Below are 26,327 nucleotides of genomic sequence, written 5' to 3' on the forward strand. Positions count from 1 at the left end.
GTCATGGCCAAACCTGGATTTCGCCTCGCGCTGTTTGCCACCCTGCTGGCGCTGATCGTGGTGCTGCTCGGCGCCTACACCCGCCTGACCCACGCCGGCCTCGGCTGCCCTGACTGGCCGGGCTGCTACGGCTTCATCAGCGTGCCGAAAAGCGAAGCCCAACTGGCCCATGCCGAACTGCATTACCCGGACTCGCCGGTGGAGGCGCACAAAGGCTGGAACGAGATGATCCACCGCTACTTCGCCGGCACCCTCGGCATGCTGATCTCGATTCTGGCCGGTCGCGCGTGGGTCAATCGGCGGCATCCGGGGCAGCCGCTGAAACTGCCGCTGTTTCTGCTGGCGGTGGTGTTTGCCCAAGCGGCGTTCGGCATGTGGACGGTGACGCTCAAGCTCTGGCCGCAAGTGGTGACCGGGCATTTGCTCGGTGGCTTCGCGACCCTGAGCCTGCTGTTTCTGCTGACGCTGAGGCTGTCCGGCGTGCTGCCGGCGCTGACCGTGCCCAAGCGTCTGCAATATTGGGCCACCGCCGGGCTGCTGCTGGTGATCAGCCAGATCGCCCTCGGCGGCTGGGTCAGTTCCAACTATGCGGCGGTGGCCTGCATCGACTTCCCGACCTGCCACGGCCAATGGCTGCCGCCGGCGGATTTCGCCAACGGCTTTCACCTGACCCAGCACATCGGCCCCAACTACCTCGGCGGGCAACTCGACAGCGACGCACGCACGGCGATTCATCTGACCCACCGCATCGGTGCCCTGCTGGTGACGATTGTCCTGCTCGGTCTGGCGTGGCAACTGAAAGTCGTGGGCATGACGCGACTGGCCGGGCTGGTGCTGGTTGCGCTCGGCGCGCAGATCACCCTCGGTATCAGCAACGTGCTGTTTCATCTGCCGCTGCCGGTGGCCGTGGCGCACAACGCCGGCGGCGCAGCGCTGCTGCTGACCATGGTGCTGGTCAACTATCACGCGCGAACCAGTCTGGTCCGGGTCAAGCAACCGATGCTCGCACGCTGGCGCCTGAGCCCGCGTAAACCCTCGGCGGCGCCCATCACCCTAAAAGGAGAGACGCCATGGCGATTCTGATCGGCGAACGTCCCGCACAGGCGTTGTGGCGAGATTATCTGGAGCTGACCAAACCGAAAGTCGTGGTGCTGATGCTCATCACCTCGCTGGTCGGCATGTTCCTCGCGACCCGCGCCGGGGTGCCATGGACGGTGCTGGTGTTCGGCAATCTGGGGATCGCGCTGTGTGCCGGTGGTGCGGCGGCGGTCAATCATGTGGTGGACCGGCGCATCGATGCGGTCATGGCACGCACCCACAAACGGCCGCTGGCCGAGGGCCGGGTTTCGCCCACGGCGGCACTGACCTTTGCGCTGGTGCTGGCGCTGCTTGGTCAGGCCTTGCTGCTGACCTTCACCAACCCGCTGACCGCGTGGCTGACCCTGGCCTCGCTGCTCGGCTACGCGGTGATCTACACCGGTTTCCTCAAACGCGCGACGCCACAGAACATCGTCATCGGCGGCCTCGCCGGCGCCGCGCCGCCGCTGCTCGGCTGGACCGCCGCCACCGGCCACATCGGTGCCGAACCACTGCTGCTGGTGCTGATCATCTTCGCCTGGACCCCACCGCACTTCTGGGCGCTGGCGATTCACCGCAAGGAGGAATACGCCAAGGCCGACATCCCGATGCTGCCGGTCACCCACGGCGAGCACTACACCAAGGTGCACATTCTGCTGTATACCTTCGCCCTGCTGGCGGTCAGCCTGCTGCCGTATGTAATCCACATGAGCGGCGCGCTGTACCTGATCTGCGCCCTCGGGCTGGGTGCGAGGTTTCTGCAATGGGCCGTGGTGCTGTACCGTGGCACTCGGCCGCACGCGGCGATCAACACCTTCAAGTACTCTATCTGGTACTTGTTTCTGCTGTTCATCGCCCTGCTCGTAGACCACTACTTACTGTTGAACCTATGACTCGAACCCAGAAAACCGTCTTCATCCTCGTGGCCGTGATCGCGCTGATCCTCGGCCTGACCGTCAACAAAGTGCTGAGCGGCAAGGGCCAGGGCGACCCGACCGCGCTGATCGACGCCGGCATCATCCTGCTGCCACAGAGCCGCAACCTGCCGGACGTGACGATGACCAATCAGGACGGCCAACCGGTCACGGTCAACGAGCTCAAGGGCAAGTGGAGCCTGCTGTTCTTCGGCTACACCTTCTGCCCGGACATCTGCCCGACCACCCTCGCCCAACTGCGCCAGATCAAGAGCGAACTGCCGAAGGACGCTGTGGATAAATTGCAGATCGTGCTGGTCAGCGTCGACCCGAACCGCGACAACCCCGCGCAGTTGAAGCAGTACCTGGGCTACTTCGATCCACAGTTCATCGGCCTCACGCCGAAGTCGATCGAGGAGCTGCAGAAGGTGGCGAACGCGGTGAGCATTCCGTTCATTCCGGCGGATACCAGCAAGCCGAACTACACGGTGGATCACAGTGGGAATCTGGCGGTGATCGGGCCTGATGGGACGCAGCGCGGGTTTATTCGGGCGCCGTTGAACAACGCCAAACTGGTTGCGCAGTTGCCGGTGATGCTGAACCGCAAGTAAGAAGATCAAAAGCGCCCTCACCCTAACCCTCTCCCGGAGGGAGAGGGGACTGACCGAGTGATATTAAAGAATTACGCCGACGTGAAATTGCTGCTTGGAATCCATAATCGACTCAATCTTTCAGGTCGATGTAAGGCTCAAGACACCTCGGTCGGCTCCCTCTCCTGGGGGAGAGGGCTGGGCGGGCGGCGTTCCGATGAGGGGAGAGCTCACCGCGGGTCCAAAGCCGAACTCTCGGCCACAAAAAAGGGGACGCCAATGGCGTCCCCTTTTCATTGCAGCTATCTGAATCAGAACGCCGGCAACACCGCACCTTTGTACTTCTCGGTAATGAATTTCTTCACTTCCGGGCTGTGCAGGGCTTCAGCCAGTTTCTTCATGGCGTCGCTGTCCTTGTTGTCCGCGCGGGACACCAGGATGTTCACGTACGGCGAGTCGTTACCTTCGATGACCAGCGCGTCCTTGGACGGATCCAGCTTGGCTTCCAGCGCGTAGTTGGTGTTGATCAGCGCTAGGTCGACCTGGGTCAGCACGCGCGGGATGGTCGCGGCTTCCAGTTCACGGATCTTCAGGTCTTTCGGGTTTTCGGCGATGTCCTTGACAGTGGACAGGATGTTTTTCGAATCCTTCAGCTTGATCACGCCCGCCTTGTCCAGCAGCAACAGCGCACGGCCGCCGTTGGTGGCGTCGTTCGGGATCACCACGTTGGCGCCGCCTGGCAGGTCTTCGATTTTCTTGATCTTGCTCGAGTAGGCGCCCAGCGGCTCCAGGTGCACGCCGGTCACGGCCACCAGGCTGGTGCCCTTGGCCTTGTTGAACTCATCGAGGTACGGCTGGTGCTGGAAGAAGTTGGCGTCCAGACGCTTCTCGGCCACCTGCACGTTCGGCTGGATGTAGTCGGTGAAGACCTTGACCTTCAGATCCACGCCTTCTTTGGCCAGTGCCGGCTTCACGAATTCGAGGATTTCTGCGTGCGGCACTGGAGTGGCAGCAACGGTCAGGGTTTCAGCCTGAGCCGAAAAAGCGGCTACGGCAGCGAAAGCAGCGATCAGTTTTTTCATTCAGCTAACTCCTTTTGAGGTGCCCGTGTGGCACCTGCCAGCGAATGGCCGGCTCATTTTTTGATTACCAAACCGGGTTATTTGCGCGAGAAATGCACGACCAGCCGATCGCCGACCATTTGCAGCACTTGCACCAGAATCAGCAGCAACACCACGGTGACGATCATCACGTCGGTCTGGAAACGCTGGTAACCGAAACGGATTGCCAGGTCACCCAAACCACCGGCGCCAACCACACCGGCCATCGCCGTGTAGGAAACCAGTGTAATCGCCGTCACCGTAATCGCTGCGAAGATGCCCGGACGGGCCTCCGGCAGCAAGGCATTCATGATGATCTGGCGAGTGGTCGCGCCCATGGACTGGGTCGCTTCGATGATGCCGCGATCGACTTCACGCAGGGCGGTTTCCACCAGACGCGCGAAGAACGGCGTTGCACCCACGACCAGCGGTGGAATCGCACCGGCCACACCCAGCGAGGTGCCGGTGATCAGCACGGTGAACGGGATCATCACGATCAACAGAATAATGAACGGCAGCGAACGCAGGATGTTCACCACCAGCGACAGCAGTGCGTATACGCCCTTGGCTTCGAGCAACTGACGCGGGCTGCACAGGAACAGCAACACGCCCAACGGCAGGCCGAGCAGGACGGTGAACAGCAGCGAACCGCCGAGCATCATCATGGTGTCGCCGGTGGCCAGCCAGATTTCGTACCAGTCGATATTGGTGAAGAAACTCATCAGGTCTGCCATTAGCGCAACACCTCCATGTGAACATCAGCGGCGGTGAAGCGGGCAAAGGCCGCTTCCATGTCGCCACCGGTGACGGCGAGGGTCAATTGCCCGTAAGGAATATCTTTGATGCGGTCGATACGACCGGCCAGGATGCTGTAGTCCACACCGGTTTCCCGGGCGACGGTTCCGAGCAACGGCGCGTAGGTCGCTTCGCCCTGGAAGGTCAGACGCACGATGCGGCCCGGCACGTGAGCGAAGTCATCGCGCTGTTCGCTTTCGTCGATCTGCTCGTCTTCCTGCACGAAACGCTTGGTGGTCGGGTGTTTCGGATGCAGGAACACCTCGGCCACCGAACCTTGTTCGACGATCACGCCGGCGTCCATCACCGCCACCTGATCACAGACACGGCGGATCACGTCCATCTCGTGGGTGATCAGCACGATGGTCAGCTTCAGCTCACGGTTGATCTCGGCCAGCAGTTGCAGGACCGATGCAGTGGTCTGCGGGTCGAGGGCGCTGGTGGCTTCGTCGCACAGCAGGATTTTCGGCTTGGTCGCCAGGGCGCGGGCGATGCCGACGCGCTGCTTCTGGCCACCGGACAACTGAGCCGGGTACTTCTTCGCGTGGTCGGACAGGCCGACCCGCGCCAGCAATTCGGCCACACGCTGGTCGATCTCGGCGCGGGACAGTTCACCGGCCAGGGTCAGCGGCAGCGCGACGTTGTCGGCCACGGTCTTGGATGCCAGCAGGTTGAAGTGCTGGAAGATCATCCCGACCTGCTGACGGAAACGGCGCAGGCCGTTGGCGTCCAGCGCGGTGACTTCTTCGCCGTCGACGATGATCTTGCCGCCACTGGAATCTTCCAGGCGATTGATCAGACGCAGCAGGGTACTTTTTCCCGCGCCGGAATGGCCAATCAGGCCAAACACCTGACCGTTCTCGATGGAGAGACTGGTCGGATGCAGCGCGGTGATGTCCTTACCGGCGACGCGGTAAGTCTTATGGACGTTTTGAAACTCGATCACGTAGCGAACCTTGTGGGGCGCGTTGGAAAAGGATCAGCGGTTAGCCGGGCGCGCATTTTAGCCTGTCCGTATAGAGGTTCTTAGCATTTATTTCGCAATTAACCTTCGATTTGGCAATAACAGGATCAAAGGTCATAAAAAAGGAACGCCCAAAACCCTCGTCAGTCACTAGGTAAGCGACTTGAAAACCCTGGGTGCCGTGCCCGGGAACCACTCAAGCGTCCCGGAGCAACGCCGGGGCAGACAGGAGTTCACGACTGATGAGTACGAAAAAACCTGCCACAGACAAAAGCCAGATGGCCGGCACCGACACCCCGGATCGCGCCAATACCAACGCCAAACTCGACAGCCTGGAAAAATTCCGTTCCGACGCCACCGGCCAGGCCCTGCGCACCAATCAGGGCGTGAAGGTCGCGGACAACCAGAACACCCTCAAGGCCGGGCCACGAGGGCCGTCGCTGCTGGAAGACTTCATCATGCGTGAGAAAATCACGCACTTTGACCATGAGCGGATTCCCGAGCGCATCGTCCATGCCCGCGGTACCGGGGCCCATGGTTTCTTTCAGACCTACGAGAATCATTCGGCGTTGACCAAGGCCGGTTTCCTGCGGGATCCGGGAAAGAAAACACCGGTGTTCGTGCGTTTTTCCACGGTGCAAGGGCCACGGGGCTCCGGCGATACCGTGCGCGACGTGCGCGGTTTTGCCGTGAAATTCTTCACCGACGAAGGCAATTTCGACCTGGTCGGCAACAACATGCCGGTGTTCTTCATTCAGGACGCGATCAAGTTTCCCGACTTCGTCCACGCCGTGAAACCCGAACCGCACAACGAAATGCCTACCGGCGGCTCGGCTCACGACACCTTCTGGGACTTCGTGTCGCTGGTGCCGGAATCGGCGCACATGGTCATCTGGGCCATGTCCGACCGGGCCATCCCGAAAAGCCTGCGCAGCATGCAGGGTTTCGGCGTGCACACCTTCCGGCTGATCAACGCCGAGGGCAAATCGCGCTTCGTCAAGTTCCATTGGCGCCCCACCGCCGGCACCTGTTCGCTGGTGTGGGACGAAGCGCAGAAGCTGGCCGGTAAAGACACCGACTACCATCGGCGCGATCTCTGGGAGGCCATCGAGACCGGGGACTATCCGGAATGGGAACTTGGCGTACAGGTCATCGAGGAGGAAAACGAGCACCACTTCGATTTCGACATCCTCGACCCGACCAAACTGATTCCCGAGGAAATCGTCCCGATCACACCGCTGGGCAAGATGACCCTCAACCGCAACCCTGACAATTTCTTCGCCGAAACCGAGCAAGTCGCGTTCTGCCCCGGCCATATCGTGCCGGGTATCGACTTCTCCAATGACCCGCTGCTGCAAGGTCGGCTGTTTTCCTACACCGACACGCAGATCAGCCGACTCGGCGGGCCGAACTTTCATGAGCTGCCGATCAATCGTCCGGTGGCGCCCTTCCACAACGGCCAGCGCGATGCCCAGCACCGCACGGTGATCGACAAGGGTCGTGCGTCCTACGAGCCGAACTCGATTGATGGCGGTTGGCCGAAAGAAACACCACCGGCCGCCCAGGACGGCGGGTTCGAGAGCTATGCGGAGCGCATCGACGCCAACAAGATCCGCCAGCGCAGTGAGTCGTTCAGCGATCACTTCTCCCAAGCGCGACTGTTCTTCAAGAGCATGAGCAAGCACGAGCAGGAACACATCATTTCGGCTTACAGCTTCGAACTGGGCAAGGTCGAGCGCGAGCACATCCGGGCCCGGGAAGTGAACGAGATTCTGGCCAACATCGATCTGGAACTGGCCAAGCGCGTGGCACACAACCTTGGGTTGCCGGCGCCAGCCAAAGGGACGGTCGAGGTGCGCAAGACATCACTGGACCATTCGCCGGCACTGAGTCAGGCCAACCTGTTGCCGGAGAACATCAAGACGCGAAAAGTGGCGATTCTTGCGGCCAATGGCGTCGATGGTGCAGCGATCGATGCGATGAAGAAGGCTCTGGCGGCAGAAGGTGCGCATGCCAAATTGCTCGGGCCGACCTCGGCGCCGTTGAAGACGGCCGATGGCAAAAGCCTCGCGGTGGATGCGTCGATGGAAGGTTTGCCTTCGGTGGCGTTCGACGCGGTGTTCGTGCCGGGTGGCGCGGCGTCGATCAAGGCCATGAGCGGTGACGGCGTGGCGTTGCATTACCTGCTGGAGGCATACAAACACTTGAAGGCGATTGCGCTACATGGCGAGGCCAAGCAGTTGCTGGATGCGTTGAAGCTGGAGGCGGATGCCGGGTTGATCGAGGGCAAGGATGTGAAAGCGCTGACCAAGCCGTTCTTTGCGGCGATCGGGCAGCATCGGGTCTGGGATCGGGAGGCGAAGGCCAAGGCAATTCCAGCTTAAGGATGTTGGTTGACTGAAAGGACGCCTTCGCGAGCAAGCTCGCTCCCACAGGGTTCACGCTGTACCTGTGGGAGCGGGCTTGCCCGCGATGCTTTTTAAGGTTTGCGCGGGCTTAGAACCATCTGTGCCGGGACTGTGCGCAGAATCTGCTTCTCGATCTGCAGATCGAAATCCGGATCGAGCTTCTTCACGCGCTTGGTGATCAACGTCGCCAGCCACGGATAATCATTGGTACGCGGTGCCTGAATGCTCACGGCACAGTCGTAATTCACCACATCGGCGGCGATCGCATCGAGTTGACGGCGAAGTTTGCGGCTATCGGTGATGTTCAACGCAACCGTGGTGCTCTCGGCAGTCGGATCGATCACCTTGGCTTTCGGCTTGGCCTCGGCGGCCAGGAGCGCCGCTTCGGCTTTTTCCAGCTCAGCCTTGCGCGCCTCGGTGATGGCGCCGTTGACGCCACCGGTCAGCGCCGGGGCCTTGGGCATCAGCGCGCGGGCACGGGCCAAAGCGGTTGCGGCAGCATTCACATCGCCCTTTTGCAGGACGATCTGGCTGCGGCGCAGATAGGCTTCGGCCAACTGGCGCTGGTATTGCTCAAGGGACTGATCGTTGGGCGTTTCGGCCTGCAAGGCTGCCAACTGGTCTTCGGCAGTGGCCAGTTCGCTGCTGGCCAGGCTTTGCTCCAGCTGTGCGATGGCCGTGGCCCGCGCATCGGGGGCTTCGGCCACCGGCGGCGTGCTTTGGCAGGCGCCCAGCAGCACTGAAAATGCGACAAGGAGCAGATAACGGGAGGCGAACGGCTTCATTCCTGCGACTCTCTATTTGCGCAAAAAACGAGCAAGTCTACACCCCTCGACGGGGCAGAACAAAACTCAGCAGAAACAGTGCGGCCGCCGTCACAACGATTGACGGGCCGGCCGGGGTGTCCTTGAACCAGGACAGCGCCAGCCCGCCACACACGGCGAGCATGCCCAGCAGGCTCGCGCCCAGTGCCATCTGCTCCGGCGAACGGGCGTGACGTTGTGCCGCAGCTGCCGGGATGATCAACAGCGACGTAATCAGCAATACACCGACGATTTTCATCGCCACAGCGATCACCACCGCAATCAACAGCATCAGCGCCATGCGCAATCCGGCTACCGGAAGGCCTTCGACCCGGGCCAGTTCTTCGTGCACGGTGATCGCCAGCAGCGGCCGCCACAGCGTCACCAGCAACACCAGCACCGCCGCGCTGCCTCCGAGGATCCACGCCAGATCGGTCGGGCTGATCGCCAGCAAGTCGCCGAACAGATAGGCCATCAGGTCGATCCGCACTTCATGCATGAAGCTTAGTACCACCAGCCCGAGAGAGAGTGTGCTCGGCGCAAGAATGCCCAGCAACGTGTCGGACGCCAGCGGCTGACGCTGTTGCAGAGTCACCAGCAGCACCGCCAGCAGCAGGCAGCCCACGGTGACCGCGACGGTCGGGCTGACATCCAGCAGAAAGCCCAGCGCCACGCCGAGCAGTGCGGCGTGGGACAGGGTGTCGCCGAAATAGGCCATGCGCCGCCAGACCACGAACGAGCCCAGCGGCCCCGCGACCACCGCCAGCGCCAGACCTGCAAGCAGGGCGTAGAACAGAAAATCAGCCATGCTTGCAGCTATCTCCGTGAACGTGAGGTTGGCCTTTTACAGGCCCCTTGACCACCGAGCCGTGCAGGTCGTGGGCGTGGTCGTGATGGTGGTGATAGACCGCCAGGCTTGGCGCGTGATTGCCGAACAGCTCGACAAAGGCCGGATCGCCACTGACCTGCTCGGGATGCCCGGAGCAGCAGACGTGACGGTTGAGGCACACCACCTGATCCGTGGTGCTCATCACCAGATGCAGATCGTGAGAGACCATCAACACGCCGCAACCGTGGCGGTCGCGCAGCCGGGTGATCAGGCTGTACAACTCGGCCTGCCCGGCGACGTCGACACCCTGCACCGGCTCGTCGAGCACCAGCAGCTCCGGCTCGCGCAACAGCGCCCGGGCCAGCAAAACGCGCTGCATTTCACCGCCGGAAACGCTTTGCACCGGGCTGTCGATGACATGCTCGGCGCCGACTTCCTTGAGTGCCGCCAGCGCACGCGGGCGGTCAACGCCCGGCACCAGCCGCAGGAAGCGCAGGACGGACAGCGGCAGGGTCGGATCGACGTGGAGCTTTTGCGGCATGTAGCCGACGCGCAGTTTCGGTTTGCGCCAGACGCTGCCGCTATCGGGTTTCAGCAGCCCGAGCACGGCGCGTACCAGCGTGGTCTTGCCGGCGCCGTTGGGGCCGATCAGGGTGACGATCTGCCCCGGCTCGACGCTCAGGTGAATGTTGTCCAGCACGTTCTGCCCGGCAAACCGGACAGCCACCTGCTCCAGACGGATCAACGCATCGCTCATCAAGCCCCCCGGCAACCGGAGCAGAGGCCGACCACTTCGACGGTCTGGGCCTCGACGATGAAGCCGACGTCCTTGGCGCTGTGGACGATCGCGTCGCTGATGGTTTTTTGCTCAAGCTCAATGGCCGCGTGGCACTCGCGGCAGATCAGGAACTGGCCCTGATGCGAATGCTTCGGGTGAACGCAGCCGACAAAGGCGTTCAGCGAGGAGATGCGGTGTACCAGACCGTTTTCCAGGAGGAAATCCAGCGCGCGGTACACGGTCGGCGGCGCAGCGCGGCGGCCGTCCTGCTCGCTGAGCACAGCGAGGATGTCGTAGGCACCCAGCGGCTTGTGGCTCTGCCAGACCAGTTCCAGCACCCGCCGACGCAATGCGGTCAGGCGCAGGCCTTTCTGTGCACACAAGGCATCGGCCTCGGACAGGGCGCTGTGAACGCAGTGCGAGTGGTCGTGGGGACGGCTGGCAATCGGTGTAATAGGCATGAGCGGCGACGAGTTTGGTTAGAGACGTTATTATGTTACCCGTTCTCGCCTCCTTGAGTGGTCATCGTGTCCCGACTTTTTTCTGTTTTTGTGGCCTTTGTCGCCAGTTTTCTGCTGATCGGTTCGGCTCAGGCCGAAGTCAGAGTCCTCACCAGCATCAAGCCGCTGCAACTGATTGCCGCTGCGGTGCAGGACGGCGTGGCGATTCCGGAAGTGTTGCTGCCGCCGGGAGCTTCGCCGCATAACTATGCGTTGCGCCCGTCCGACGTGCGCAAGGTGCAATCGGTGGACCTGCTGTACTGGATCGGCCCGGACATGGAAGGTTTCCTGCCCCGCGTGCTGAACGGTCGTACGCTGCCGAGCGTCGCCGTGCAGGATCTGCCGGGCATGAAGCTGCGCCGCTTCGCCGAAGACAGCCACTCCCATGCCGAAGATGCCGACGAGCATGATCACGATCACCGTCCAGGCACCCTCGATGCGCATTTGTGGCTATCGCCGGTGAACGCGCGGGTGATTGCCGACAAGATGGCCGCTGACCTGAGCGCTGCCGACCCGGCCAATGCCGAGCGCTACCAGAGCAACGCCAAGGCGTTCGACGAGCGTCTGGATGCACTGGATCAGCGTTTGAAGAAGCGTCTGGCCAGCGTTGAAGGCAAACCCTACTTCGTCTTTCACGAAGCCTTCGATTATTTCGAAGATGCTTACGGCCTGAAACACACCGGTGTATTCAGCGTGGCGGCGGAAGTACAGCCGGGCGCCCAGCATGTGGCGGCGATGCGCGCGCGGTTGCAGGAAGTCGGCAAGACGTGCGTGTTCAGCGAGCCACCGCTGCGTCCACGTCTGGCGGAAACCCTGGTGGCGGGCCTGCCGGTGAAGCTGGCGGAACTGGATGCACTGGGCGGGTATACGCCAGCGACGGCTCAGGGTTATGAGCAAGTGCTGGAGAAGCTGGGGAATGATCTGGCGGGTTGCCTGGAATCGCTCTGATACAAAAAAACCGCAGCCTGCACAGGCTGCGGTTTTTTTCTTTTACAGGGCAAACGGCAGCGGTGTGTTGACCTGCTGACGCTGCGCCAGCCGCTGCTCGAACTCTTTCGGATCGTGAATCAGCACGTCCTGCCCGGCGAACGATTCCGCCGCGATCAACCGCGACAGCCAGAACCGCACGCACGCCACGCGCAACATGGTCGGCCACAGTTCGGCCTCAGCTGCCGTGAACGGACGCAGTGCCGCGTAGGCACCCAGGAAGGCCCGCGCCCGAGGGCCGTCAATCAGGCCATCATCGTCCGAACACCAGTCGTTCAAGGCAATCGCCACGTCGTAGAGCATCGGCCCGGAACAGGCGTTGTAGAAGTCGATCAGCCCGGTCAGGTGCGTGCCTTCGAACATCGCGTTGTCACGGAACAGGTCAGCGTGGATGTTCGCCCGAGGCAGCGCGAGAATTTTCTCTTTCTGTTGAGTGATTTCGTCCAGCGCCTTTTGCAGCAGCGCACGCGGCTCGTCGCTCAGGTGCGAGAGAAACTCGGTCCCCTCCTCCAGCATCCAGTCCAGGCCACGATCGGTCTTGCGCTTGATCATGCTGTCGCCCTGGGTTGCCAGGTGCAGGTGCGCCTGCAAGTCACCGACCTGCGCGCAATGCTGGGCATTGGCCTGTTTGATGTGCTTGCCGGCCAGGCGCGGTTGCAGCAGTGCCGGTTTGCCTTTCAGCTCGCGCAGGGCCACGCCATCGGTGGTGCGCAGCGCGTAGGGCACCGGCAGGTCGGCTTCGTGAAGGACGTCGAGAAGGTCGATGAAGAACGGCATTTCCTGCACCGGGCCGCGCTCGACCAGGGTCAGGACGAACTCGCCCTTTTCCATGCTGATGAAGAAGTTGGTGTTTTCGCTGCCGGCGGCGATCCCCTGGAAATCGAGCAGACGGCCGAGCCCGTAAGGGGCGAGAAAGGTTTCCAGCTCGGGCCGAGCCAGGGGGGTGAACACAGACATGGTTAAAAACTGCTCAGTTCTGGCGCCGCCATCGAGCGGCGCCGGTTGAAATTAAGAAACTACTTCCACTCGAAAATCTTCCACGCCGGGATCAGCATATCCGGCTGGTCCGAGCGGATGAAGTTTGCATCAGTACCGTCCGCACGCACCAGGAAATAGGGCGGGAAACCCTTCTTGGTCACCTTGATCGCGTACAGGAAACCGTTCTGCCGGTACTCCTGAATGGTCTTGTCACCCTCGGTGCGGATGGTGACTTCCGGCTCCGCTGACGGCGCATCATCCGCCGCGATCGCAGGCAAGGGTGAGACAGCAATCAAACTGACCAGCAGCAAGCGATTTAACGTACGCATGATAACCTTGTCCCTTTGTCGTCAACGGTCCCGCTATTCTAGCGCCGGACCCGCCGAAAAGGTTGATCCTGCTCATGAGCCAAGCCCCCCTCGTCCTGGTGGACGGTTCGTCTTACCTGTACCGCGCCTTTCACGCGCTGCCACCGCTGACCACGTCCAAAGGCCTGCCGACCGGTGCGGTCAAGGGCGTGCTGAACATGCTCAAGAGCCTGCGCAAGCAGTATCCGGACAGCCCGTTCGCCGTGGTGTTCGACGCCAAGGGCGGGACATTTCGCGATGAGATGTACGCCGAATACAAAGCCAACCGCCCGAGCATGCCCGACGACATGCGCCTGCAGATCGAACCGCTGCACCAGAGCGTAAAAGCCCTCGGTTTCCCGCTGCTGTGCGTCGAAGGCGTGGAGGCCGATGACGTGATCGGCACCCTGGCCCGCAGCAGCGCTGCCGCCAACCGCCCGGTGATCATCTCCACCGGCGACAAGGACATGGCGCAACTGGTCGACGGCCACATTACCTTGGTCAACACCATGTCCGGTAGCTCGATGGACGTGGAGGGCGTGAAGGAGAAATTCGGCGTCGCTCCGGAGCAGATCATCGATTATCTGGCCCTGATGGGCGATTCTTCCGACAACATCCCCGGCGTTCCCGGCATCGGGCCGAAAACCGCGTCCGGCCTGCTGGTCGGCGTCAACGGAGGCCTGACCGAGCTCTACGCGCAACTCGACATCGTGCCGACCCTGCCGATCCGTGGCGCCAAGACCCTGCCGGCCAAGCTCGAAGAGCACAAGGAGATGGCGTTCCTCTCCTATCAACTGGCGACCATCAAGGTCGACGTGCCGCTGGACATCGGCCTCGACGACCTGCAAATGGGCCCGGAAGATCCGGCCAAGCTGCTTGAGCTTTACACCCTGCTGGAGTTCAAGAGCTGGATCAACGATCTGGAACGCGATGCCAAACGCCTGGAACTGAGCAGCGCCGCCGCGCCTGAGCCGGCCGTCGACCTGTTCAGCGCACCTGCGGAAGAAGCACCGGTCGCTCCGGCCGAGGCCGCGTACGAGACCATCCTCGATCAGGCCCGTTTCGACGTCTGGCTGGAAAAACTCAAGAACGCCAAGCTGTTCGCCTTCGACACCGAAACCACCGGCGTCGACGCGCAACAGGCGCAACTGGTCGGTCTGTCCTTCGCGGTGCAGGCCAATGAAGCAGCCTACATTCCGCTGACCCACTCCTACATCGGCGTGCCGGAGCAGCTGGATCGCGACACCGTGTTGCGCGCGCTGAAACCAATCCTGGAAGACCCGAACAAGCTCAAGGTCGGCCAGCACGCCAAGTTCGACATGAACATCCTGGCCAACTGCGCCATCGGTGGCGACCAGAACGAAGGCATCACCGTGCGCGGCATCGCCTTCGACACGATGCTTGAGTCCTACGTGCTCAACTCCACCGCCACCCGTCACGACATGGACAGCCTGGCGCAGAAGTATCTGGATCATACTACCGTCAGCTTCCAGGACATCGCCGGCAAAGGCGCCAAGCAGCTGACCTTCGACCAGATCGCGCTGGAACAGGCCGGGCCGTACGCCGCCGAAGATGCCGACGTGACCCTGCGCCTGCACCAGACACTGTTCGAAAAACTCAGCGCCATCCCGAGCCTGGCCAGCGTGCTGACCGACATCGAGATCCCGCTGGTGCCGGTGCTCGCTCGCATCGAGCGTCAGGGGGCGTTCGTCGATGCGGCGCTGCTGGGCGTTCAGAGCATCGAGCTGGGCGACAAGATGGTCGCGCTGGAACGTGAAGCCTTCGAGATCGCCGGTGAAGAATTCAACCTCGGCTCGCCAAAGCAACTGGGCGTGATCCTCTACGAAAAACTCGGCCTGCCGGTGCTGAAGAAAACCGCCAAGGGCCAGCCGTCCACTGCCGAAGAAGTCCTGGCAAAACTGGCGGAAGACGATCACCGCCTGCCGAAAGTGCTGATGGAACACCGTTCCATGAGCAAGCTGAAAAGCACCTACACCGATCGCCTGCCGGAGCAGATCAACCCGCGCACCGGGCGTATCCACACCTCGTACCATCAGGCCGTCGCATCGACCGGGCGCCTGTCGTCCAGCGATCCAAACCTGCAGAACATCCCGGTGCGCACCGCCGAAGGTCGACGCATCCGTCAGGCCTTCGTTGCGCCGAAAGGCTACAAACTGCTGGCGGCGGACTACTCGCAGATCGAACTGCGGATCATGGCCCACCTGTCCCGCGACGAAGGCCTGATGAACGCCTTCCGCAACAATCTGGACGTGCACACCGCAACTGCCGCCGAAGTGTTCAAGGTCGAGCTGAACGAAGTGACCTCCGACCAGCGCCGTGGCGCCAAGGCGATCAACTTCGGTCTGATCTACGGCATGGGCGCGCAGAAGCTGGGCAAGGACATCGGCGTCGACACCAAGACCGCCAAGGCCTACATCGACACCTACTTCGCGCGCTACCCGGGCGTTCGCGAATACATGGATCGCACGCGCGCGCAGGCAGCGGATCAGGGCTACGTAGAAACGATCTTCGGTCGTCGCCTGTACCTGCCGGACATCAACTCCAACAAGCCGCAGGAGCGCGCCGCTGCCGAACGCACAGCGATCAACGCCCCGATGCAGGGCACCGCAGCGGACATCATCAAGAAAGCCATGGTGGCGGTGGACAACTGGCTGAGCGCTTCGGGGCTGGACGCCAAAGTCATCCTGCAGGTGCACGACGAACTGGTGCTGGAGGTTCGCGAGGATCTGGTCGATCAGGTTCGCGACGAAATTCGCGTCCACATGAGCGAAGCGGCGAAACTGGACGTGCCGTTACTGGTGGAAGTCGGGGTTGGCAACAATTGGGACGAGGCGCACTGATGCCTCTGGGACGGGGTTTTGCCGCGACATGACGTCGCGGCAAAGGCATCGGAGGGGGCTTAGTTCTGATCGTTCTTGAGCTTATTCCAAAGTTTTTTGAAAAGAATCTGAACTAATCTTGCGACAGGCCACTCAGAGTTACTGAATGGCTGGTGAAGCCCTTCGATGCTCCTATGTTGTGTTAAGTGTTGGCAGATATCTGAACCCCGCCCTAGCGGTTCGGAACTTGACCCCCGGAACTTCTCCCTCCCCATATGAAGTCCGGGGCTTTTTTTGCCCAAAAATTGGCTGTAGCGCGGTCATGCTGCGTTAAAAGCGTTACTAAAAATGCTCATTTAGGTCCCCTAAACTCCGCTTTTTAGTAAAGCTTTTGCCTTGCCTGACCGCACTACAGCCAATTTTCCATATTCCGATTATTCGGTTGCCGCTTCTGCGCCTTTGTCTGCCAGTTCCATCCAGCCCGCCAGCTTGGTGTAGGCCTCTTCCAGGCCCATGCGTTTTGGTGCGGAGAACAGCTGGATCGTCACCAGATCGCCCCACCCCTTGCGGATTTCCGACTGCACCTTGAGCAGCGTGTTCTTGGCTGCGCCGTAGGTCAGCTTGTCCGCTTTGGTCAGCAGAATGTGCATCGGCATGCCGGCCGCAACGGCCCAGTCGAGCATCAGCAGGTCGAAGTCGGTCATTGGATGACGGATATCCATCATCAGAATCAGCCCTTTCAAACTCTCGCGGCCACCGAGGTAAGCCTCGAGGTGACGCTGCCAGTGTTGCTTGAGCGGGATCGGTACTTTTGCATAACCGTAGCCCGGCAGGTCGACCAGACGCCGTTCATCGTCTAGCTTGAAGAAGTTCAACAGCTGTGTGCGACCCGGGGTTTTCGAGGTGCGCGCCAGGCTGGCGTGAGTCAGGGTGTTCAGCGCGCTGGATTTACCGGCGTTGGAACGACCGGCGAACGCCACTTCGAAGCCTTCGTCGTCGGGGCACTGATCGACTTTGGCGGCACTGAGCATGAACGTGGACTGTTGGCACAGGCCGAGGATGGGATTCTTGAGTTGCATGGGATTTCCGATGTGGGCGGCGCCGGGATTGGGCGCGGAACGCGGTGTCGCTTCCGTTTCAGTGACGCCAGTATATAATGCCGCAGATTTTGTGTGTGCTTTGTCCCAGCGAAGGATGAAGTTCACGAGAGCGACAGACTTTGATTGCGCAACAGAACGCAGATCGCTCTCAACCCTGAAAAGGTCGTTTTATGACGAAATGGCTGCTGGCTGCCGGAGTTCTGATGCCGCTTTACAGCGCACAGGCTACACAGGATCCGGAAGCCGTGTACAACCGTGTTTGTGGTGCCTGTCATTCCGGCCAACTCCCCATGGCGCCCAGAAGAGGCGATCAGGAAGCTTGGACGCCGAGGTTGGCGAAAGGTATGGAGACGCTGGTGCAACACGTGACCCAGGGTTTCAAGGCGATGCCGCCGCGTGGTTTGTGCATGGACTGCAGTGCCGAGGATTACCAGGCCATCATCCTCTGGATGAGCGGAAGTAAACCCGGTCCATAACTCTTAACCCTTAGCCGTAGTTGGATTAGCTGATGAACAAACTGATCGTGAGTCTGCTGTTGACCGTGGGAATCTCAGGTTTCGCCCATGCTGCAGGCGATGCCGCCGCAGGCCAGGCGAAGGCTGCCGTATGCGGGGCCTGCCATGGCCCGGATGGCAACAGCATGGCGCCAAACTTTCCAAAACTGGCCGGCCAGGGTGAACGCTACCTGACCAAGCAACTGCACGACATCAAGTCGGGCAAGCGCACCGTTCTGGAAATGACCGGCCTGCTGACCAACCTGAGCGATCAGGACCTCTCTGACATCGCCGCCTATTTCGCCAGCCAGAAAGGCAGCGTCGGCGCCGCCGATCCGAAGATCGTCGCTCGCGGCGAAGCCCTGTTCCGTGGCGGCAACCTGGAAAAAGGCCTGCCAGCCTGCACCGGTTGCCACTCGCCGAACGGCGCGGGCAATGCCGCCGCCGGCTTCCCGCACCTGGGTGGCCAACACGCTCAATACATCGCCAAACAGCTGACCGATTTCCGCAAGGAAGAAGCCGGTCGCAGCAACGACGGCGATGCCATGACCATGCGCACCATCGCTCGCAAGCTGAGCGACGAGGACATCGCGGCGGTCTCCAGCTACATTCAAGGCCTGCACTAAGGCCAGGCCTGCGAGGGTGATTAGAGCGTTGCGCGCGCAGGACAACTCCCGCCACGTTAACGCTCGATTAATCCGTTGCATGAAGTATAAAAAGGGTGGCTTTGGCCGCCCTTTTTTGTGGCCGCTGCCGTTACACTACAGAACTCATGCCCGCCAGGATCTGTCTGAAAACAGCCCGCGCGAGGCGAACAAAATTGTCCAGGAGTAAAGCATGCGTAATCTGATCATCAGCGCCGCTCTCGTCGCTGCCAGCCTGTTCGGCGTAACCGCCCAGGCTGCCGAAGCACCTGCTGCCCCTTACGTCGAGCTGAGCAATCCGGTTCCGGTTGCCGTGCCTGGCAAGATCGAAGTGGTGGAACTGTTCTGGTACGGCTGCCCGCACTGCTACGCCTTCGAGCCGGTGATCAATCCTTGGGTTGAAAAACTGCCTTCCGACGTCAACTTCGTCCGCATCCCGGCCATGTTCGGCGGCCCTTGGGACGCACACGGCCAGATGTTCCTGACCCTGGAAGCCATGGGCGTCGAGCACAGCGTTCACGCTGCCGTGTTCAACGCGATCCAGAAAGAACACAAGAAGCTGACCGACAAGAACGACATGGCCGACTTCCTAGCCACCCAGGGCGTGGACAAGGACAAGTTCCTCGCCACCTTCGACTCCTTCGCCATCAAGGGCCAGATCGTCAAGGCTCGTGAACTGGCCAAGAAATATGAAATCTCCGGCGTACCAACCATGATCGTCAACGGCAAATACCGCTTTGACATCGGCTCTGCCGGGGGTGCCGAAGAGGCTCTGAAACTGGCTGACCAACTGGTCGCCAAAGAGCGAGCGGCCAACAAGGCAGCCGCCAACTAAGCGCGGCAATCGCCATGCGCCGCTGGGGAACCGAACGTCTCGTCGGCCTGCATGATCCGCAGGTCAACGAGCATCACCTGGAATCCACGGGCTTGCCCGCAGACAGCCGTTTGCGCTTGCTCAGCTTCAATATCCAGGTCGGCATCAGCACCGAGCGTTATCGGCACTACCTGACCCGTAGCTGGCAGCATCTGCTGCCGCACCCCGGCCGCTCCGGCAATCTGCAGAAGATCGGCAATCTGCTCGGCGACTTCGATCTGGTCGCCCTGCAGGAAGCCGATGGCGGCAGCCTGCGCTCAGGCTACGTCAATCAGGTCGAGCACCTGGCCCACCTCGGCGCCTTCCCCTACTGGTATCAACAACTCAATCGCAACCTTGGCCGACTGGCCCAGCACAGCAACGGCGTGCTCAGTCGCCTGCGCCCGTGGGCGATCGAGGACCATCCGCTGCCGGGACCGAAAGGTCGCGGGGCGATCCTGGTGCGCTTTGGTGAAGGTCCCGAGGCACTGGTGGTGGTGATGATGCACCTGGCGCTCGGCGCCCGGGTACGCACCATGCAACTGGCTTATATCCGCGAGCTGATCGGCGGCTACAAGCATCAGGTGCTGATGGGCGACATGAACACTCACGCCAGCGACCTGCTGCAACACTCGCCCCTGCGCGGCCTCGGCCTGCTGGCCCCGCAACTCGAAGCGACATTCCCCAGCTGGCGCCCGCAGCGCTGCCTTGACCATATTCTGCTCAGCCCGACCCTGACTCTGGAAAAGGTCGAAGTGCTGGCCCAACCGATTTCCGATCACCTGCCCGTCGCGGTAGAGATTCGTCTGCCGGGTTCGCTCACGGCCGATGCATTGCCCGCGTTGAGTCCTGCCCCTCGCGGAACGCCTGAATGAGCGACGAAGCCCAGCGCTGGAAAGAAAAATACCTCAAAAGCATCGAACAACAAGAAAAGCTTGAACGTCGATGGGATGCCCGGCTCGACCTGCTGCGTCGCGGCCTGGTGCGTAGCACCCTCGCGGCGGAAGGCACCGATCGCGTGGTCGATCAATGCATGAAGGAAATGCGCGATGTGGTGCGCACGGACGACATGGACGCCGGCCTCGCCGCCCTGCTGCCGCGCCTTGAAAAAGCCGTGCTCGACTCCGAGCAACGCCGCGAAACCCGGATCGAGCAGGTCAGCACCGCGCTGAATTCACTGGTGGCTCAGCTGCAAGCGCTGCCCCTGCCCCGAGATGTCGCGCAGCCACTGAAGAAGTTCGCCAAGCAGCTCGACGGGCGAGTCAGTCAGGCGCGGGAAATGCCGCTGCTGCTCAGTGAGCTCAGTGGTTTGCAGGGCAAGGCGTTGAGCCAACTGGAGACGCCGGCGGAACCGGGGCGTCCGGGGTTGCTGCAACGCCTGTTCGGCAGCCGCGACAGTGAGGAAACGCCTGCACCTGTAGCTCAGCCTGCCGTGATCACTCCGGCCGCTCAACCAGAGAAACCGCCCGCCGCGCCTGAAAGCGCGCCAATGCCAGAAGCGCCTGCCGCAATCGCCGAACCGGCAGCCATTGCCACCGTCAGTGAAGCACCAGTCGCCGCACCTCTGGTCGCGCCACCGCAAGCTTCAGCACCAACACCAATATCAACACCTGAGCCTGTTGCAGAGCCGGAAGTGGTTGCCTTCGAGCCTGCCCGGATCCTCACAGAAGTCGTTCCGTCTCCCAGCGAACCGGCCCCCTCCGAGCCAGAACCCGAACCGCAAGCCTTCACGCCGCCTCCGGTCTTTGCGCCATCGACGCCGATCGCCATTAACCCTGACGAGCTGATCCACCCCGGCGACAGCCCGCCCCCGGTCTTCCTCGACAGCCTGCCTCTGCCCGAGCCCATCGCGCAGGCGCTGGCGGCCATCGACCCGGAGCAACCCGAGCAAGACATTCTCTATGCCCTGCCGGATTCGCCCGAACCGTCCTACAGCTCGGTGGCCAAGCACATCGAAGACACGCTGATCGGCCTGCTGGACGACCTGACCCTGCCTGAGCGCCACCGCCCGCAAGCCGAAGCCATGCGCGACCGGCTGAAAAATGGCCTGAACTGGTACGAACTGCTACCGATCCTCGACGATCTGGCGACCTTGATGCTGGCCATCACCGACAGCGGTCAGCACGAGTTCGAGGCCTATCTGCAACAGCTCAACGAACGCCTCGAAGCGTTCCAGAGCAACCTGCAGGCTGCCAGCGAAGGTCACGCCGACAACAGCTCGGCGGCGCGAGCGATGGACACGCAGATCCGCGAACAAGTCGATGGCCTGCAGACCAGCGTGCAGGAAGCGGCGGACCTGGACGACCTCAAGCAGGTACTGGAAAACCACCTGGAAGGCCTGCTTGGCACGATGGACCAGCACCAGAAACAGCGCGACGCCCGTGAGCAGGAAGTGGCCGGACGCCTGAGGAGCCTGGCCGAACGGGTGGCGCACATGGAGCAGGAAGCCCTTGGGTACCGCGAGCACCTTGAAGAGCAGCGCCAGAAAGCCCTGATCGATCCGCTCACCGGCCTGCCCAACCGCGCCGCCTGGAGCGAGCGGCTCGACCACGAGATCGCGCAGTGGCAGCAGCACGGCAACACCCTGAGCCTGGCGATGCTCGACCTTGATCACTTCAAACGGATCAACGACAACTACGGCCATCTGGCCGGCGACAAAGTGCTGAAGATCATCGCCACGGTGCTGCGCAAGCGCCTGCGCGGCAGCGATTTCATTGCCCGGTTCGGCGGCGAGGAATTCGTCCTGCTGTTGCCGGCAACTCCGCCGGCCGTCGGCGCCAAACTGCTGGAAACCCTGCGCGCGTCCATCGAGGCCTGCCCGTTCCACTTCAAGGGTGAGCGCGTCACGATCACCATTTCCATGGGGCTGGCGGCGTTCAGACCGGGAGAACACAGCGATCTGGTGCTCAAAAGAGCCGATCAGGCGTTGTACCGGGCCAAAAACGCAGGTCGCAACCGGGTGGAGCTGGGCTGAAGACAATTGTTCCATTTCATTTAAATCAGCCCTTTTGCCGTTCGCACGCAAGTCAGTACGTTACACTGTTGCATTACTGACTTGCGTGTACTGCCATGAAATTCCTTGCCATCATCACGTCGCTGCTCATTCTGGCCGGTTGTGCCAGCGGACCGCGCTACGACACCAGCCATCCTTCTGCCAATCACGACAGCCGCGCGCAATTCGTGATCGTGCATTACACCTCCGCCTCTCTCGAGCGTTCGCTGCAACTGCTGACCCACGGTGAAGTCAGCAGCCACTACCTGATCGGCGATGACAAAAACGGCACGATCTACAAGCTGATGGATGAAAACCTGCGGGCCTGGCATGCCGGCGAAAGCGAATGGCAGGGTCGTACCTGGCTAAACTCAAGCTCCATCGGCATCGAAATCGTCAACCCTGGCTTCAAGGACACTCCGACCGGGCGCGTGTGGTATCCGTACAGTGAAGCCCAGGTTCAGTCGTTGATCGTCCTGCTCAAGGACATCAGCAAACGCAACGGCATCAGCCCGGACCACATCATCGGCCACAGCGATATCGCACCGCTGCGCAAGCTTGATCCGGGCCCATTGTTCCCGTGGAAGCGCCTGGCTGCCGAAGGCCTTGGCTTGTGGCCGGACGAACAAGCTGTCGCCCGCCAGCAAGTGCGGTTCGAGGTGGAGTTACCGAGCATCAGCTGGTTCCAGACCCAACTGGCACGCCTGGGCTACGCAACGCCGCAGAACGGCGAGCTGGACGTGGCGACCCGCCATGTCCTCGCAGCCTTCCAGATGCACTTCCGTCCTTCCCGCTTCGACGGTACTCCGGATGCGCAAACGGCAGCGTTGCTGCTGGTGTTGAATCAGACAAAATAATGACGCCCGCCCGACGGTCAGGGCGAAACTGCAATCAGCAGCTATAACTCATTGGTAATTCTTCGGATATCCATATGGTTGCTACCCGAGAGGCGCTGCGTAGCTGGTTTTATCGTCCGTGGTTTCTGGCGATGCTGGCGGCTGTCCTCAGTGCAGGCCTATTGATCACCGGCGGGCTGTTCGTGGCCATGCATCAGGTCGAACAGAGCGAAAGCCAGGAAATGAATGCTCAGGGCGAGCGCTTCCTGGCTCGCCTGGAGCAATTGTTCGGCCAGTTGCGCGAAAGTCTGGACGATCTGGAAGCCCAGCCATTGCGCAGCTGCGATGACGAAATGATCGCCACGCTGCAGCAAGTGACCTTCAACTACCGCTTCGTCTATGAAGCCGCCTACATGGATGCATCGCGCATCTGCTCCAACCGCCCGCGCCAGGAAGGCCTGTCAGTCGTCCGCCCGCCGGACATCAAGGGCCCGACCTACAGCTATTGGCTGAACACCACCACCGAACCCGACGAAAACCGCGCAGCGCTGATGCTCGGCCGCGGCAACTTTCGCGTGGCCACCTCACGCGGGCACCTGACCGACATGGTCGACCTGTCTCCAGACAGCAGCCTGCTGGTGGTGCTGGATCACGGGACCCGGGCGATTCCGGTACTCGGCGTTCCACAGGCCTGGCCACCCACTGAACCGTGGCCACCGAAGTCCACCGACGCGTTGCAGGTTACCCAGACGCATCTCATCTATCGCATGCCCACCGACAATCCGGAATATCAATTGGTATTGATCACACCACGTACCGGCATGCATATCCCGGAATTGTGGTGGTGGATGGTGCCGTTCTGTCTGGTACTCGGGGCGCTGGTGGGCGTTCTGGTGTTCTGGATAGTGCGCCAGCGTCAGTCGCTGGATGCCGAGCTTCACGGTGCAATCCGCCGTGGCGAGTTGCAGGTGCTGTATCAACCGATCTTCGATCTCGACAGCCGCAACTGCGTCGGCGCCGAAGCCCTGCTGCGCTGGCGCCGGCCGGACGGCACGCTGACCAGCCCCGACCTGTTTATTCCGATGGCGGAAAACACCGGGCAGATCCGCCAGATGACCGATTTCGTCCTCCAGCGCCTGCTGGAGCAACTGGGTCAATTACTGCGAGCCAATCCGCAGCTGTATATTTCGGTGAACCTGGCGGCCTGTGACGTGATGGTGCCGCGCATTGGTCAGGTCATGGCGCGGCTGCTGAGCCTGCACCGGGTGGCAGCGCGGCAGATTGCGTTCGAAGTGACCGAGCGCGGCCTGATCGATGTGGTGGTCGCACGGGAAAACCTGCAAGCGCTGCGCGATGTCGGTCATCAAGTGCTGATCGACGATTTCGGCACCGGCTATTGCAGCCTCGCCTACCTGCAGACCCTGCCGGTGGACTGCCTGAAAATCGACAAGGCCTTTATCGACGCCCTCGGCCATGACGCGGCCAGTAGCGGTGTGGCGCCACACATCATTCACATGGCCCAGGCACTGGACCTGAAGGTGATTGCCGAAGGTATCGAACATGAATCCCAAGCAGCGCTGCTCAGCAGCGAAGGCGTGAAGTTCGGTCAGGGCTGGCTGTTCGCCCATGCCTTGAGCGCCGTGCAATTCATCGAGCTGATTACCCGGGGACGGCGGCTCGCCGGCCGCCGGATGGACGACGAAGCCTAGACCGCCAGCGCCATGTAGAACTGCGTGCCCTGCCCCGGCCGCGAATAGACGCCCATCCGGCCGCCATGCAACTGGACAATTTCCTTGCACAGCGCCAGCCCGAGTCCGGCCCCACCCTTCTTGCGTCCGACCTGGACGAACGGCTCGAAAATTCGCCCTTGCTGACCGTAGGCGATGCCTTCGCCATTGTCTTCGACGCTGATGATCACCCGCTCGCCATGCCGGCGTGCCTGCAAACGGATCAGGCCGTCACGGGCCGTATGGCGCAAGGCGTTGTCGATCAGGTTGTCCAGCACCCGATCCAGCTGGGCCTGATCGGCCTGCAAGCGCGGTAACGGACTCTGTACCTCGACATTCAATGCCACGCCCTTCTGCGCCGCCGTGTCGGCAAAACGCGATTGCGCCTGAGCCAGCAAATCCTCGATGGAGCACGGCGCCAGCGTGAGTTTCTGCAACCCGCTTTGATAGCGTGAGAAATTCAGCAGGTCGTTGATCAACTGCATCAGGCGCTGCATTTCTTCATTGACCGTGTCGAGCAGATCCGACTCACGGGATTCCGCCGGAAACTTCGCCCGCTCGCGGAACAGCCCGAACGCCATGTGCATGCCGGTCACTGGCGTGCGCAGTTCGTGGGAGGCACGCAATACGAATTCGCTGCGCACCCGCTCGAAGGCCCGCTGCTCGGTGACGTCATGCAGCACCATCACCGCGCCGAGGATATGCCCTTGGGTATGGCTGACCGGGGTCAGGCTGTAGGTCAGCAGTCGCGACTCGCCATCGACCTCAATGCTCAAATCTTCCGGCGCGCGCTCAAGGGTGCCGCCGCGCAGCACCAGTTGCAGCTGCGCATCCAGCTCCGGACGCTGGAGCGCGCTGCCCAGGCCTTCGCCAAAACGGTCACTGTCCCAACCCAATTGCCGCTGGGCCACCGGGTTCAAGTGCTCCAGATGCCCCTGACGGTCGATCATCAGCAGGCCGTCATCGATGCTGTCGAGCACGGCCTGCAAACGCTGCTGGCCGGCCAGCAATTCATCGACATTGGTCGCCTGATGCTCGCGAAGGGCTTCGGCCATCAGCCCGAAACGCCGGGTCAGCAGGTTGATTTCCATGGCCGAAGACACTGGCAAGGTCACTTCGAAATTACCTTGGCCGATGTTGTCCGCGGCTTTCGCCAGCGCCTCGATCGGCGAACCGAACCGGCGGGCAATCCCCTGGGCGGTGATGAAACCGATGATCAGCACCGCCAGCCCCACCAGCCCGAGCAGGCCGGCAATCAGCAAGGCCCGGTCGCGGGCGGCGTGTTGTACGGAGTTGATGTTATCCAGTGCGTGCTTGTGCTCGGCGATCAAGCCGTTGCGCAGAGTGTTGAAGCGTTCACGCAGATCGCCGCTACCGCTCAGGGCCGCAGCCGGGTCGCGGGACACATCAAATGCCTGGAGGAAGTTCAGATAATCCGCTTTGGCCTGACTGAACCCGTACTGGCGTCCGTCGTCCTTCTGTTCCTGGGCGATGCCCTCGTCGAGCAGTTCGAAGTAATGCTGTTTGGACGCTTCGAAGGCCACCGGATCGGGCTTCTCGGCAAGCATCATGATCAGTTGATCGCCCAAGGTCTGGCGCAGCTTGAGGCCCAGATCGAGGGTGACGAAGTTGTTGCGGATCAACGCCTCCTGAGTACCGGCCATTTGCATCACGCTGACCAGCCCGAGCATCAGCCCGAGCAAGGCCACGGTGATCAGCGCGGAAATGCTCAGGAACAAGCGGGTCCGCAACTTCATCGCCAGTTTCATCG

The 26,327-nt window shown here is 61.6% G+C and carries 24 protein-coding genes; 13 read left to right on the forward strand and 11 right to left on the reverse strand.

All coding sequences use genetic code 11. The features are described 5' to 3' along the window. The first annotated feature begins 3 nt into the window (after positions 1–3). Genes OQ248_RS10165 through OQ248_RS10175 form a run of 3 tightly spaced genes read left to right on the forward strand, consistent with a single transcriptional unit; the run spans position 4 to position 2,602 of the window. Positions 4–1,083 (forward strand): COX15/CtaA family protein, encoded by a 1,080-nt coding sequence (locus OQ248_RS10165; protein WP_265812762.1) that lies wholly within the window; start codon positions 4–6, stop codon positions 1,081–1,083. Continuing rightward, on the forward strand, positions 1,071–1,970 hold the full coding sequence (cyoE, locus tag OQ248_RS10170; protein WP_192552650.1) for a heme o synthase: 900 nt from the start codon (positions 1,071–1,073) through the stop codon (positions 1,968–1,970). The genes OQ248_RS10165 and cyoE overlap by 13 nt, the downstream gene beginning before the upstream one ends. Next, entirely contained in the window at positions 1,967–2,602 is a 636-nt protein-coding gene (locus tag OQ248_RS10175; protein WP_085733848.1) for an SCO family protein, read from the forward strand. Before cyoE ends, OQ248_RS10175 begins: the two co-directional genes overlap by 4 nt. Before the next feature lie 290 nt (positions 2,603–2,892). On the opposite strand, the gene OQ248_RS10180 is transcribed toward OQ248_RS10175, so the two are convergent. From OQ248_RS10180 to OQ248_RS10190, 3 genes are all read right to left on the reverse strand, one after another. Continuing rightward, on the reverse strand, positions 2,893–3,663 hold the full coding sequence (locus OQ248_RS10180) for a MetQ/NlpA family ABC transporter substrate-binding protein (RefSeq protein WP_265812763.1): 771 nt from the start codon (positions 3,661–3,663) through the stop codon (positions 2,893–2,895). 77 nt (positions 3,664–3,740) lie between these two features. Further along, positions 3,741–4,415, reverse strand: a complete 675-nt coding sequence (locus tag OQ248_RS10185) for a methionine ABC transporter permease (RefSeq protein ID WP_065260662.1) — start codon at positions 4,413–4,415, stop codon at positions 3,741–3,743. Next, a complete protein-coding gene (locus OQ248_RS10190; protein WP_085713036.1) occupies positions 4,415–5,422 on the reverse strand; it encodes a methionine ABC transporter ATP-binding protein in 1,008 nt (335 codons plus the stop codon). The genes OQ248_RS10185 and OQ248_RS10190 overlap by 1 nt, the downstream gene beginning before the upstream one ends. 194 nt (positions 5,423–5,616) lie before the next feature. On the opposite strand from OQ248_RS10190, the gene katE reads away from it, so the two are divergent. Continuing rightward, entirely contained in the window at positions 5,617–7,824 is a 2,208-nt protein-coding gene (gene katE / locus OQ248_RS10195; RefSeq protein ID WP_265812764.1) for a catalase HPII, read from the forward strand. A 95-nt stretch (positions 7,825–7,919) separates the two neighbouring features. Here the strand turns inward: katE and OQ248_RS10200 are convergent, their stop codons facing one another. The 4 genes from OQ248_RS10200 to zur are packed head-to-tail and all read right to left on the reverse strand — an operon-like array spanning position 7,920 to position 10,719. Next, positions 7,920–8,633: a PA5502 family lipoprotein gene (locus tag OQ248_RS10200; protein WP_265812765.1), complete on the reverse strand. Its 714-nt coding sequence runs from the start codon at positions 8,631–8,633 to the stop codon at positions 7,920–7,922. Positions 8,634–8,670: 37 nt separating this feature from the next. Continuing rightward, positions 8,671–9,459 carry a zinc ABC transporter permease subunit ZnuB gene (gene znuB, locus OQ248_RS10205; protein WP_065260666.1) on the reverse strand — a complete coding sequence of 263 codons (789 nt, stop codon included), beginning with the start codon at positions 9,457–9,459 and terminating at the stop codon, positions 8,671–8,673. Next, positions 9,452–10,237 (reverse strand): zinc ABC transporter ATP-binding protein ZnuC, encoded by a 786-nt coding sequence (gene znuC, locus OQ248_RS10210; protein ID WP_065260667.1) that lies wholly within the window; start codon positions 10,235–10,237, stop codon positions 9,452–9,454. The genes znuB and znuC overlap by 8 nt, the downstream gene beginning before the upstream one ends. Further along, positions 10,237–10,719 carry a zinc uptake transcriptional repressor Zur gene (gene zur / locus OQ248_RS10215; protein ID WP_011331783.1) on the reverse strand — a complete coding sequence of 161 codons (483 nt, stop codon included), beginning with the start codon at positions 10,717–10,719 and terminating at the stop codon, positions 10,237–10,239. The genes znuC and zur overlap by 1 nt, the downstream gene beginning before the upstream one ends. Before the next feature lie 57 nt (positions 10,720–10,776). Here zur and OQ248_RS10220 point away from each other — a divergent pair, with 57 nt between their 5' ends. Further along, positions 10,777–11,706 (forward strand): zinc ABC transporter substrate-binding protein ZnuA, encoded by a 930-nt coding sequence (locus OQ248_RS10220; RefSeq protein WP_085713039.1) that lies wholly within the window; start codon positions 10,777–10,779, stop codon positions 11,704–11,706. Positions 11,707–11,748: 42 nt separating this feature from the next. Here OQ248_RS10220 and OQ248_RS10225 read toward each other — a convergent pair whose 3' ends face one another. Both OQ248_RS10225 and OQ248_RS10230 read right to left on the reverse strand, forming a co-directional pair. Further along, a complete protein-coding gene (locus tag OQ248_RS10225; RefSeq protein ID WP_085713040.1) occupies positions 11,749–12,702 on the reverse strand; it encodes a homoserine kinase in 954 nt (317 codons plus the stop codon). A 59-nt stretch (positions 12,703–12,761) separates the two neighbouring features. Beyond that, positions 12,762–13,052, reverse strand: a complete 291-nt coding sequence (locus OQ248_RS10230; RefSeq protein ID WP_114880887.1) for a DUF2782 domain-containing protein — start codon at positions 13,050–13,052, stop codon at positions 12,762–12,764. A gap of 74 nt (positions 13,053–13,126) precedes the next feature. On the opposite strand from OQ248_RS10230, the gene polA reads away from it, so the two are divergent. After that, a complete protein-coding gene (gene polA, locus OQ248_RS10235) occupies positions 13,127–15,931 on the forward strand; it encodes a DNA polymerase I (protein WP_134828636.1) in 2,805 nt (934 codons plus the stop codon). A 413-nt stretch (positions 15,932–16,344) separates the two neighbouring features. Here polA and yihA read toward each other — a convergent pair whose 3' ends face one another. Further along, positions 16,345–16,989 (reverse strand): ribosome biogenesis GTP-binding protein YihA/YsxC, encoded by a 645-nt coding sequence (gene yihA, locus OQ248_RS10240; protein WP_085733858.1) that lies wholly within the window; start codon positions 16,987–16,989, stop codon positions 16,345–16,347. A 191-nt stretch (positions 16,990–17,180) separates the two neighbouring features. On the opposite strand from yihA, the gene OQ248_RS10245 reads away from it, so the two are divergent. The 7 genes from OQ248_RS10245 (at position 17,181) to OQ248_RS10275 (ending at position 24,538) form a co-directional block, all read left to right on the forward strand. Then, positions 17,181–17,486, forward strand: a complete 306-nt coding sequence (locus OQ248_RS10245) for a c-type cytochrome (protein WP_085713044.1) — start codon at positions 17,181–17,183, stop codon at positions 17,484–17,486. A 32-nt stretch (positions 17,487–17,518) separates the two neighbouring features. Next, on the forward strand, positions 17,519–18,130 hold the full coding sequence (locus OQ248_RS10250) for a c-type cytochrome (protein WP_169428253.1): 612 nt from the start codon (positions 17,519–17,521) through the stop codon (positions 18,128–18,130). A 211-nt stretch (positions 18,131–18,341) separates the two neighbouring features. Continuing rightward, positions 18,342–18,983, forward strand: coding sequence for a thiol:disulfide interchange protein DsbA/DsbL (locus OQ248_RS10255; protein ID WP_085713046.1), 642 nt, complete (start codon positions 18,342–18,344; stop codon positions 18,981–18,983). Between the two features lie 14 nt (positions 18,984–18,997). After that, the gene (locus OQ248_RS10260) at positions 18,998–19,876 is read left to right on the forward strand and encodes an endonuclease/exonuclease/phosphatase family protein (protein WP_265812766.1); all 879 of its coding nucleotides are present in this window, start codon (positions 18,998–19,000) and stop codon (positions 19,874–19,876) included. Beyond that, entirely contained in the window at positions 19,873–21,975 is a 2,103-nt protein-coding gene (locus OQ248_RS10265) for a diguanylate cyclase (RefSeq protein WP_265812767.1), read from the forward strand. Before OQ248_RS10260 ends, OQ248_RS10265 begins: the two co-directional genes overlap by 4 nt. Before the next feature lie 95 nt (positions 21,976–22,070). After that, positions 22,071–22,850, forward strand: a complete 780-nt coding sequence (locus tag OQ248_RS10270; RefSeq protein ID WP_265812768.1) for an N-acetylmuramoyl-L-alanine amidase — start codon at positions 22,071–22,073, stop codon at positions 22,848–22,850. A 74-nt stretch (positions 22,851–22,924) separates the two neighbouring features. Further along, on the forward strand, positions 22,925–24,538 hold the full coding sequence (locus OQ248_RS10275) for an EAL domain-containing protein (protein ID WP_119429918.1): 1,614 nt from the start codon (positions 22,925–22,927) through the stop codon (positions 24,536–24,538). Here the strand turns inward: OQ248_RS10275 and OQ248_RS10280 are convergent. Beyond that, the gene (locus tag OQ248_RS10280) at positions 24,535–26,325 is read right to left on the reverse strand and encodes a KinB sensor domain-containing domain (protein ID WP_265812769.1); all 1,791 of its coding nucleotides are present in this window, start codon (positions 26,323–26,325) and stop codon (positions 24,535–24,537) included. The two genes, OQ248_RS10275 and OQ248_RS10280, sit on opposite strands and share 4 nt — an antisense overlap. Positions 26,326–26,327: the final 2 nt, after the last annotated feature.

Origin of the sequence: Pseudomonas sp. COW5, assembly GCF_026240005.1 — a bacterium.
Classification (GTDB): Bacteria; Pseudomonadota; Gammaproteobacteria; order Pseudomonadales; family Pseudomonadaceae; genus Aquipseudomonas; species Aquipseudomonas kribbensis.